General features: G+C 67.7%; 12 protein-coding genes. 7 read left to right on the top strand and 5 right to left on the bottom strand.

Annotated features, from left to right (window positions below; all coding sequences use genetic code 11):
- Nucleotides 1-112 precede the first annotated feature (112 nt).
- Nucleotides 113-481 (top strand): DUF1622 domain-containing protein, encoded by a 369-nt coding sequence (locus H8M03_RS09835; protein ID WP_187479266.1) that lies wholly within the window; start codon nucleotides 113-115, stop codon nucleotides 479-481.
- Here H8M03_RS09835 and H8M03_RS09830 read toward each other — a convergent pair.
- Nucleotides 478-1,605, bottom strand: coding sequence for a dipeptidase (locus tag H8M03_RS09830; protein WP_187479265.1), 1,128 nt, complete (start codon nucleotides 1,603-1,605; stop codon nucleotides 478-480). The genes H8M03_RS09835 and H8M03_RS09830 overlap by 4 nt on opposite strands.
- Nucleotides 1,606-1,661: 56 nt before the next feature.
- Between H8M03_RS09830 and ruvB the strand changes: the two genes are divergently transcribed.
- The gene (gene ruvB, locus H8M03_RS09825; protein WP_187479264.1) at nucleotides 1,662-2,705 is read left to right on the top strand and encodes a Holliday junction branch migration DNA helicase RuvB; all 1,044 of its coding nucleotides are present in this window, start codon (nucleotides 1,662-1,664) and stop codon (nucleotides 2,703-2,705) included.
- Nucleotides 2,705-3,862: a DUF3089 domain-containing protein gene (locus H8M03_RS09820; protein WP_187479263.1), complete on the top strand. Its 1,158-nt coding sequence runs from the start codon at nucleotides 2,705-2,707 to the stop codon at nucleotides 3,860-3,862. The genes ruvB and H8M03_RS09820 overlap by 1 nt, the downstream gene beginning before the upstream one ends.
- Here H8M03_RS09820 and H8M03_RS09815 read toward each other — a convergent pair.
- Together H8M03_RS09815 and H8M03_RS09810 are read right to left on the bottom strand one after the other, a co-directional pair.
- Nucleotides 3,828-4,034, bottom strand: coding sequence for a helix-turn-helix transcriptional regulator (locus H8M03_RS09815; RefSeq protein WP_187479262.1), 207 nt, complete (start codon nucleotides 4,032-4,034; stop codon nucleotides 3,828-3,830). The genes H8M03_RS09820 and H8M03_RS09815 overlap by 35 nt on opposite strands.
- Complete coding sequence (locus tag H8M03_RS09810; RefSeq protein WP_187479261.1) at nucleotides 4,027-4,476, bottom strand: hypothetical protein; 450 nt, start codon at nucleotides 4,474-4,476, stop codon at nucleotides 4,027-4,029. The genes H8M03_RS09815 and H8M03_RS09810 overlap by 8 nt, the downstream gene beginning before the upstream one ends.
- Nucleotides 4,477-4,577: 101 nt before the next feature.
- Here H8M03_RS09810 and H8M03_RS09805 point away from each other — a divergent pair, with 101 nt between their 5' ends.
- From H8M03_RS09805 to H8M03_RS09795, 3 genes are read left to right on the top strand one after another with little or no spacing between them, the layout of a single operon-like run.
- A complete protein-coding gene (locus H8M03_RS09805; protein ID WP_187479260.1) occupies nucleotides 4,578-5,045 on the top strand; it encodes a YbgC/FadM family acyl-CoA thioesterase in 468 nt (155 codons plus the stop codon).
- A complete protein-coding gene (gene tolB / locus H8M03_RS09800) occupies nucleotides 5,035-6,345 on the top strand; it encodes a Tol-Pal system beta propeller repeat protein TolB (RefSeq protein WP_187479259.1) in 1,311 nt (436 codons plus the stop codon). Before H8M03_RS09805 ends, tolB begins: the two co-directional genes overlap by 11 nt.
- Nucleotides 6,346-6,350: 5 nt before the next feature.
- Nucleotides 6,351-6,857 (top strand): OmpA family protein, encoded by a 507-nt coding sequence (locus tag H8M03_RS09795; protein WP_187479258.1) that lies wholly within the window; start codon nucleotides 6,351-6,353, stop codon nucleotides 6,855-6,857.
- Nucleotide 6,858: 1 nt separating this feature from the next.
- Here H8M03_RS09795 and H8M03_RS09790 read toward each other — a convergent pair whose 3' ends face one another.
- On the bottom strand, nucleotides 6,859-7,158 hold the full coding sequence (locus H8M03_RS09790; RefSeq protein ID WP_187479257.1) for an SEL1-like repeat protein: 300 nt from the start codon (nucleotides 7,156-7,158) through the stop codon (nucleotides 6,859-6,861).
- 78 nt (nucleotides 7,159-7,236) lie between these two features.
- Nucleotides 7,237-8,085 carry a pantoate--beta-alanine ligase gene (gene panC, locus H8M03_RS09785; protein WP_187479256.1) on the bottom strand — a complete coding sequence of 283 codons (849 nt, stop codon included), beginning with the start codon at nucleotides 8,083-8,085 and terminating at the stop codon, nucleotides 7,237-7,239.
- Nucleotides 8,086-8,174: 89 nt separating this feature from the next.
- Between panC and H8M03_RS09780 the strand changes: the two genes are divergently transcribed.
- Complete coding sequence (locus tag H8M03_RS09780) at nucleotides 8,175-8,954, top strand: division plane positioning ATPase MipZ (RefSeq protein WP_187479255.1); 780 nt, start codon at nucleotides 8,175-8,177, stop codon at nucleotides 8,952-8,954.
- Nucleotides 8,955-8,997: the final 43 nt, after the last annotated feature.

The raw sequence follows: 8,997 nt of genomic DNA, 5'->3' as shown, positions 1-8,997 counted from the left end.
AGGCTTTCGCAGCCGGTATGAAGATTTGCGGCGGTCTCGCCGGAAGTTGCGGCAGGGCGCGGCCTAGGCCAGCCATATTGTCGGCGGGGGACGGTTGTGGTGTTCTGCCGCCATGCTTGACGCCCTATCCATCGACATCGCCCACACCGTCGGCCGAATCATCGAGCTGCTGGGCATCGCGATCATCGCGCTCGGGGCCTTCTTCTACCTGTTGCGCTTTCTCATCCGCTCGTTCGACCCGCGGTCCCGCGACCAGGCGGTGGCCGACTTTCGCTCCAACCTCGGACGGGCGATCCTGCTGGGCCTCGAATTCCTCGTCGCCGCGGACATCATCAACACCGTGGCGGTAACGCCGACGCTGCAGAGCCTGGCGGTGCTGGCCGGGATCGTGGCGATCCGGACCTTCCTCAGCTGGTCGCTGGAAGTGGAGATCGAGGGCCGCTGGCCGTGGCAGCGGCGCAGCGCCAGCCGCGAGGTCTAGCCGCCCCAGACCTCGCGATAGACGCGCAGGAAATTGCTGCCGAACAGCTTCTCCAGCCGACTGACGCTCCACCCGCGCTTGTGCAGGGTTGCGGCCACCGAGCGGTAGCGGTCGATGCGGTTCAGCTCCTCGATGAACGGATAGATGCCGACGCCTTCGCCGGGCGAGGCAATGCCGCGGGCCGCCCGCTCGCGCGACCAGTCGTCCATTTTCTTCTTCGCTTCGGCGTTGAGCGCCAGCGGCAGGACACCGTTGTCAGTGCCGATCCCGACATGATCTTCGCCGACGACATTGGCGACGCGCTCGATATGAGCGATCAGGTCCGCTTCGGTCGCCGGCCGGCCGGCCGCCAGGAACGGCATCCAATATACCCCGACCACGCCGCCCTTGTCGGCAACCGCCTTCATTGTCGCATCGGCGGTATTGCGGGGATGCTCGGTCAGGCTGCGGGCGCCGGTATGGCTGATCACCAGCGGCCGCTTCGCCAGCGCCGTTGCTTCCGCCATTGTCCGGGCTCCACCATGGCTCAGGTCGAGCAGCAGCTTTTCCGCCTCGATCCGCTCGATCGTCGCCTTGCCCAGCTTGGTGACGCCGCCATCGCGCGGCTCGAGCGCGCCGTCACCGGCCAAATTGCCATTGTTGTAGGTCAGCTGGACGGTCAGCACGCCGTCCTTCTTCAACTGCGCCAGTCGGTCGAGCTCGCCGCCGATCATCGCCGTGTCCTGCGTGCCGAGGATCAGGGCGAATTTCTTCTCGCGCTTGGCCTTGAGGATGTCGGCAGCGCTGCGCACGTGGATCAGCCGATCCGGGTTGGCATTGAAGTAGCCGCGCTTGGTCTCGACGTCCTTTTGATAATCGCCCCACGGATCGGCGACGTTGCCGACCGGCATCACCGTGTCCCGGGCTGCGGTTACGCCGGTTTGCAGCGTTTCCTGCCAGCTGCGATCGCTCAAGCGCGTCGCGTCGCTGCCATCGTAGGGGTCGCCGATGCCGCCAAGGCCGTCGATGATGATCGCCCGGTCGAACCAGCTTGCGCTGGCCGCCGGCCTGGCCCTTGCGGCCAACGGCGCCGCCGCCATTGCGGCCACCGCACCCGTCATCACCGTCCGCCGGTCGATCAGCATCGGAAAGCCCCCGCTTTATCTTGTCGTTGGCATCTGCATCTGCGAATCAGGACGGGATGGCAACCGACCCGGCCCGGATCACCACGCCCGAGCGCACCAGCGAAGACGCCGACCAGGCGCTGCGCCCGAAAAGCCTCGACGAATTCATCGGGCAGAAGGCCGCGCGCGAGAACCTGCGCGTGTTCGTCAACGCGGCAAAGGGCCGCGGCGAAGCGCTCGACCATGTCCTGCTCCACGGACCGCCGGGGCTGGGCAAGACGACGCTGGCCGCCATCCTTGCCCGCGAAATGGGCGTCGGTTTTCGCGCCACCTCCGGCCCGGTCATCGCCAAGTCCGGCGATCTTGCCGCGCTGCTCACCAACCTCGAGGACGGCGACGTCCTGTTCATCGACGAGATCCACCGCCTCAATCCGGCGGTCGAGGAAGTTCTGTATCCGGCAATGGAGGACCGCGCGCTCGATCTGATGATCGGCGAAGGCCCGTCGGCGCGCTCGGTGCGGATCGACCTGCCGCGCTTCACCCTCGTCGGCGCGACCACCCGGCAGGGCCTGCTGACCACGCCGCTGCGCGACCGCTTCGGCATTCCGGTCCGGCTCAATTTCTACACCGTCGAGGAACTGGAGCTGGTCGTCCGCCGCGCTGCCCGCCTGCTCGACGCCGACATCGCCGACGACGGCGCCCGGGAAATCGCCCGCCGCTCGCGCGGGACGCCGCGCATTGCCGGCCGGCTGCTGCGCCGAGTGCGCGATTTCGCCCACGCCGCGGGCAACCAGCGGATCGACGCGGCGACGGCCGATTCCGCCTTGTCCCGGCTGGAAATCGACGCGCTTGGGCTCGACGCGATGGACCGGCGCTATCTGACGATGATCGCCGACCTTTACGGGGGCGGCCCGGTGGGGATCGAGACTTTGGCCGCGGGCCTGTCCGAACCGCGCGACACGATCGAGGACGTGATCGAACCCTTCCTCATTCAGCTTGGCCTCATCGCCCGCACGGCAAGAGGCCGCTGCCTTAACGGCCGCGGCTGGACCCATCTCGGGCTCAACCCGCCACAGGGCAGCCAGACCGGACTTTTCGACGGGGACAGCCAATCCAAGTAATGGAAAAATTCATCACCGGGGTGATCGCGGCCTTGTCGCCGGCCCAGCCCGCCAATGCCCAGGCCGCGCCGGTGCCGCCGCCCGACTATGCGGTGCAGGCCAACTGGCTGTGCCTGCCCGGCCGCAAGGACGCCTGTTCCGATCCGTTGCCGACGACCGCGCTCACCGCCGCCGGCTACGGCTCCAACGGGCAGGTCGCGCCGGCCCGCAACGCGCCGGTCGATTGCTTCTACGTCTACCCGACCATGTCCGGCGACAGCGGGCTCAACAGCGATCTCGTCGTGCGCGAGGAAATCGGCGCGGTGAAGTCGCAGTTCGCGCGCTTCGCCTCCGTGTGCCGGCCGTTCGCGCCGGTCTATCGCCAGATGACGCTTGGCGCGGTCGCCGCCTCCGCTTTCGGCAGCGACATCAAGGCGGCGGGCGAACTGGCCTATGCCGACGTCGCCCGCGCCTGGCGCGCCTACCTTGCCAATTCCAACAAGGGCCGCCCGTTCGTCCTCATCGGGCACAGCCAGGGTTCGCTGATGCTGCAGGAGCTGATCAAGCGCGAGATCGAAGGCAAGCCGATCGCCCGCCAGATGGTCCGTGCCATCCTTCCCGGCTACAACACGCTGGTGCCGCAAGGCCGGACCGTCGGCGGCACCTTCCAGTCAACGCCCATTTGCACCACCGCTTCGCAGCGCGGCTGCGTGATGAGCTGGGTCAGCTTCCGCGACGGCAATCCGCCGCCCGACGCCGCCATGTTCGGCTGGTCCGCGGCGCCCGGCATGACGGTCGCCTGCACCAACCCCGCCTCGCCCGGCTCGACCGTGTGGCAGCCGCTCGACAGCTATTGGTACACCCGCTCCACCTATCCGGTGCCGGGCGGCCCGATCGCCTGGTCCAGCGAAGGCCCGCCGCCGACCGCCTACGTCCGCGCCGAAGGCCTGACGTCGGGCAAGTGCGTGACCAACGGCCGCCGCGGCTACCTGTCGCTGCGCACCGCCACGGTCCCGGGGTCGAAGCGCACCAGCCGCATCGGCGGCGAAGTCGGTATCGGCGGCATGTTCCTGCCCGGCTGGGGCATGCACCTGGCCGACATGTCGGTCGCGCAGGGCGACCTTCTGCGCCAGATCGCCGAGCTCAGCGCTCCACCCAGAACAGCTGTTCGACCGTAAGGCCGAGCGCTGCGGCGAGCTTGATCGCCAGCGTCGCCGACGGCGTGAAGATGCCGTTCTCGACGGTGTTGACGGTCTTCCGCGTGACCCCGACCGCCTCCGCCAGTTGGAGCTGGGTCAACCCCGCCTCCGTCCGCTTTTCCTTGATGCAGTTGGCCAGCCGTTCAGCCATCGCGTTGCGCGCGGCGCTCTAGGAAAGCGAAACGGAGCATGGCAGTGACAACTCCCACCGAAACGATAACCTGAACCGCCTCCCGCGGGCCAATCGGTTGGACCATCGACACCAGCGCCACGGCCAGCGCGGCCAGCATCGTCATCAAGAAACCCAGGTTGAGCGCGGATTGACGGAAGGCCCGGGTCGATTCGTCATTGGCCAGCTCGCGCACCCGCCGCGAATGGAACCAGCCTCCACCGGTGTAGAGCATCAGCACCAGCAGGAGCGACATCACCATCCACGCGCTGATCTTCACATGGTCGATAGGCGTATCGCCCTGGCCCAGCTGGCTGAAAAAACTCGCCTGCTGGATCAGGAACAGGAGAGTCAGCATCGGCAATATCCGCCCTCGCCGCCGGCTCAACCGCTCGGCTTCCGCCGCTTCGCTCATGGTCGTCATTCCGTAACCCCTGTAACGTGTAGGTTACATGTAACCTTAGCGTTACACTCTCGTCAAGCGATGTTTGACCCGGCGACTCCGCGCTCGCTACAGGCGGTGCCGTGACTGCTTCATCGCTCGACACGCCCTATCGCGGCGGCTTCATCGGCGCCGACCACCATTATGCACTGACCGTCTATTTCGAGGACACCGACGCGGCCGGCATCGTCTATTACGCCAATTACCTGAAGTTCATGGAACGGGCCCGGTCGGACATGATCCGCGCCTGCGGCATCGACCTTGCGGGCGAGTTGCGCGCCACTGGCCGCACCTATGCGGTGGCCGACGTGGCGATCAAATATCGCAAGCCCGCCTTCCTTGGCGACGACTTGCTGGTGGTCAGCACGGTCGAACAGCTGCGCGGCGTTTCGGTCGTCATTCAGCAGCGAGTCATGCGCGGCGGCCAAGTCCTGACCGACGCCATGGTGACCGCCGCCTTCCTCAGCGCCGACCAGCGGCCGCACCGCCAGCCGAGCGAATGGGTGGACCGTTTCCGGGCGATTGCTAAGGCGGGGCCCGATGCGTCCTAGCCCGATTATCGCCGCGGCCCTTGCCGCCTTGTCCGCCTTGCCCGCAGCCGCCGGCGCGCAACCGCGCGAGGCGAGCGCGACGGTGGTCGCCGTCCCCCACTTCGCCACCGCCAGCAACGAGGAAACCGACGCCGGTACGACCTATACGATCGCGACCCAGATCGCCGATCTCGTCACCGCCGACCTCAAGTCCACGGCCAGCGTCATCATCGCCGACACCAGCAACGTGCGCGTCCCCTCCTATCCCGAAATCACCGCCCCGGCCTATCCGCAATGGCGGTCGGTCGGCGCCAAGCTCTTGCTGTCCGGCTTCGTCAACGCGCGCAGCGACGGGCGGCTGACCATCGGCTGCTACGTCTATGACGTGCAATCGGGGCGCGAGCTGGCGCGGCAGGGCTTTGCCGTCACCACCGGCGAATGGCGCCGCGCCGCGCACCGCTGCGCCGATGCCGCCTACACCCAGGCGACCGGCGACAAGCCGCTGTTCGACAGCCGCATCGTCTATGTCGCCAAAAGCGGTCGCGAGGAATCGCCGGTCAAGCGCATTGCGGTGATGGATTTCGACGGGTCGAGCCACAGCTTCATCACCGAAGGCGACGCGACCGTCGTCACGCCGCACTGGTCGCCCAAGGGCAAGCGCATCGCCTACACCAGCTTCACCGGCGGGCGGGCGCACGTCCGCGTCAACGAATTGGCCAGCAAGTCGGACCGCCCGCTGCTGCAGACCGAAGATCCCAATTTCGCCCCGGCCTTCTCGCCCGACGGTGTGCTCATCGCGCTGGCGGTGGCCAGCGGCGGCAACACCGACATCGTCACCGTCGATTCCGCCGGCGGCATCCCGCGCCGGCTGACCACGTCCCCGTCGATCGAGACCAGCCCCAGCTGGTCGCCCGACGGCACGCAGATCGCGTTCGTCAGCGACCGGTCCGGAAGCCCGCAGCTGTACGTGATGAACGCCGACGGCACCGCCCAGCGCCGCGTCAGCTTCGGCACCGGCGTTTACGGCGCACCAAGCTGGAGCCCGGATGGCGACCATATCGCTTTCCAAAAGGTCGAAGGCCCGTGGTCGCGGATCGGCGTAATGAACGCCAACGGCAGCGAGGAACGCCTGCTCAGCCAGGGCCCCGACGACGAACAGCCCGCGTGGAGCCCGAATGGGCAGCGTGTCCTGTTCCAAAGCGCCGATGCGGGCACCCGCCGGACCGTCCTGTCGAGCATTCCGCTGGCCGGCGGCGAAGCGCGCACCGTGTCCACGCCGCAGGACGCGTCCGATCCGAACTGGTCGCAGCGGGAGGAATGATCGCCATGAACCCCCGCATGATCCTGGCCGCCATCGCGCTGGCCGCTTCGGGCGCTGCGTCCGCGCAGCCGATGCCGCCGCCGCAGGCGCCCCCCTTCCTCAGCCCCGACATGCTGCAGGGCAATCTCGTCGCGGCGTCGGGCAGCGACACCGTCTATTTCCCTCCGCGCGGCAGCCAGCTCGACGCGACCGCGGTCGCGACCCTCACCGCGCAGGTACGCTGGCTGCTTGCCAACCCGTTCGTCGGCATCCGGCTGGAAGGGCATGGCGACGCGCGCGACAGCCGCGACTTCGCGCTGGCGATCGGTGAAAAGCGCGCCAGCGAGGTGCGCAATTTCCTGGTGCTGCGGGGAATTTCACCCGCGCGCATAACCTTGACCAGCTGGGGCAAGGAACGCCCCGGCACGGTGCGCATCGGCCCGTCGACGGTCGCCGTCGGTCCGCGCGTGGTGACGGTCGTCACCGGGATGCAGGCGCCGATGCCCCCGTTCCCGCTGCCACCGCAATATTAGATCAGGCGGCGTAACGCTGTTGCGTGGTACCGAGCCAGGCGCGCGCCTGGCGCTGCGCTTCGGCGATTTCCCGGGCGGTCATTTCAAGCGCGATCTCGGCACGACATTCCTGGCCGCGGGTCGATCCCGACAGGGCCGCGAGGTTGAACCATTTGTGCGCTTCGATCAGGTCGACGTCGAGGCCGCCGCGACCGGTCGAAAAGGTAATCCCGAGCTCGAACAGGGCTTCGACATCGCCGCGTTCCGCATCGGCGATGCGGCTGCGAATAAGAAACTCCTGTGCTTTCTGGCTGATTGCCATGTCCCCCAAACTCCCCACTGTTCCACTGATGGGAGTTTTCGGCGTCCAGTTCCGAAGAAATGGTTAACGCGATTAACCTTAGTTCGAAACGCGCACCGCAAGGTTGTCGATCAGCCGCGTCCCGCCGATGGTCGCGGCCGCGATCAACCGCATCTGCCCCGCGGGCTCCGTCACCGGCTCGAGCGTCGCCTCGTCGACCAGCGCGACATAATCGACCACGGAAAATCCGGCGTCGGTCAGCGCATGGCGCGCATGGTCCAGCGCATGATCGACCGGCGCGCCGTCGGCGATTTCCTCCGCCGCCCGCTCCAGCGCGCGCGGCAGGCATACGGCCCGCGCCCGGTCGTCGTCCGAAAGATAGGCGTTGCGCGACGAAAGGGCGAGGCCGTCCGCGTCCCGCACCGTCGGCGCGCCGACGATCTCGGCGCCCAGGTTCAGGTCCGCCGCCAATCGGCGGATCACCGCCAGTTGCTGGAAATCCTTTTCGCCGAACAGGGCGATGTCGGGCCGGACCGCGGTCAGCAGCTTGGTCACCACCGTCGCCACGCCGTCGAAATGGCCCGGCCGCGCGGTGCCCTCCCAACGCTTGCTCAGCCCGTCGACGCTGACCGTGGTGGCAAAGCCGTCCGGGTACATCTGGTCCGCGGTCGGCATCCACAACAGGTCGCACCCCGCCTGTTCCAGCGCCCGCGCATCCGCCTTCTCCTGCCGCGGATAGCGGTCGAGGTCCTCGCCCGCCCCGAACTGCAGCGGGTTGACGAAGATGGTCGCGACGACCCGGTCGGCGCGGTCCTTCGCCGCCTCGATCAGCGCCAGGTGCCCGGCGTGAAGCGCGCCCATGGTCGGAACCAGCGCGACCGTGTGGCCGCCGGCGCGCAGGGCGACGAGAGCGCTTCTCAACTGGCCGAGGTCACGGAGTGTTTGCACCGCGGATTCGCCTCCGGTAGACTGGGTTCGGGCCGCGCTTCTCCACGCGCGGGGGATCGAATTCAAGGGGCCGGGGAGGCCTTGACGCCATGGGCCAGCCGCATTTCATCGTCTTCGCCAACGAAAAGGGCGGGACCGGCAAGTCGACGACCGCCGTCCATACCGCGGTCGCGCTGGCGGCAATGGGGCACCGCGTCGCCGCGCTCGACCTCGACACGCGCCAGCGGACGATGACCCGCTATCTCGAAAACCGCGACGCGACCATGCGCCGGCTGGACAAGGCCTTGCCGCAGGCGCGCTACGCGGTGCTTGGCGACGGCGAGCCGCTGGCCGACGCCATCGCCGCCATTTCTTCGGACGCCGACGTCATCGTCATCGACACGCCCGGCCGCGACGACGCCATGGCGCGAGAGGCGATCCTGATGGCCGACACGCTGGTGACGCCGATGAACGACAGCTTCGTCGACCTCGACCTGATCGGCCAGGTCCATCCGGAAAACTTCAAGGTCACCAAGCCCAGTTTCTATGCCGAGCTGATCTGGAACAGCCGCACGCAACGGGCCAAGGCCACCGGCAAGTCGGTCGACTGGGTCGTCCTGCGCAACCGCCTGCAGCATATCGAATCGCACAACCTGCGCCGCGTCGGCGCTGCCCTGGACGAGTTGGCCCGCCGCGTCGGTTTCCGCGTCATCCCCGGGCTTGGCGAGCGGGTCATCTATCGCGAGCTCTTCCCCAAGGGCCTGACCCTGCTCGACTTCGAACAGCTGGGCGAAGTCGGCATCAGCCACATCACCGCGCGGCAGGAATTGCGCGAAATGGTCAGCGGCCTTGGCATCCCCGGCGCGGAGCCCGAACAGAAAGTGGCGTGATCGCCATTGAACCAACCGCCGAATTCGTGTGTTCGACGGCGTG

Source organism: Sphingomonas sabuli (genome assembly GCF_014352855.1).
GTDB classification, from domain to species: Bacteria; Pseudomonadota; Alphaproteobacteria; order Sphingomonadales; family Sphingomonadaceae; genus Sphingomicrobium; species Sphingomicrobium sabuli.
This window is presented reverse-complemented; position numbering and strand designations above follow the sequence as displayed.

Bases quoted from the DNA above. Each gene is read 5' to 3' on its own strand.
- H8M03_RS09835 (WP_187479266.1), top strand. From the start codon at position 113: ATGCTTGACGCCCTATCCATCGACATCGCCCACACCGTCGGCCGAATC.
- H8M03_RS09830 (WP_187479265.1), bottom strand. From the start codon at position 1,605: ATGCTGATCGACCGGCGGACGGTGATGACGGGTGCGGTGGCCGCAATG.
- ruvB (WP_187479264.1), top strand. From the start codon at position 1,662: ATGGCAACCGACCCGGCCCGGATCACCACGCCCGAGCGCACCAGCGAA.
- H8M03_RS09820 (WP_187479263.1), top strand. From the start codon at position 2,705: ATGGAAAAATTCATCACCGGGGTGATCGCGGCCTTGTCGCCGGCCCAG.
- H8M03_RS09815 (WP_187479262.1), bottom strand. From the start codon at position 4,034: ATGGCTGAACGGCTGGCCAACTGCATCAAGGAAAAGCGGACGGAGGCG.
- H8M03_RS09810 (WP_187479261.1), bottom strand. From the start codon at position 4,476: ATGACGACCATGAGCGAAGCGGCGGAAGCCGAGCGGTTGAGCCGGCGG.
- tolB (WP_187479259.1), top strand. From the start codon at position 5,035: ATGCGTCCTAGCCCGATTATCGCCGCGGCCCTTGCCGCCTTGTCCGCC.
- H8M03_RS09795 (WP_187479258.1), top strand. From the start codon at position 6,351: ATGAACCCCCGCATGATCCTGGCCGCCATCGCGCTGGCCGCTTCGGGC.
- H8M03_RS09790 (WP_187479257.1), bottom strand. From the start codon at position 7,158: ATGGCAATCAGCCAGAAAGCACAGGAGTTTCTTATTCGCAGCCGCATC.
- H8M03_RS09780 (WP_187479255.1), top strand. From the start codon at position 8,175: ATGGGCCAGCCGCATTTCATCGTCTTCGCCAACGAAAAGGGCGGGACC.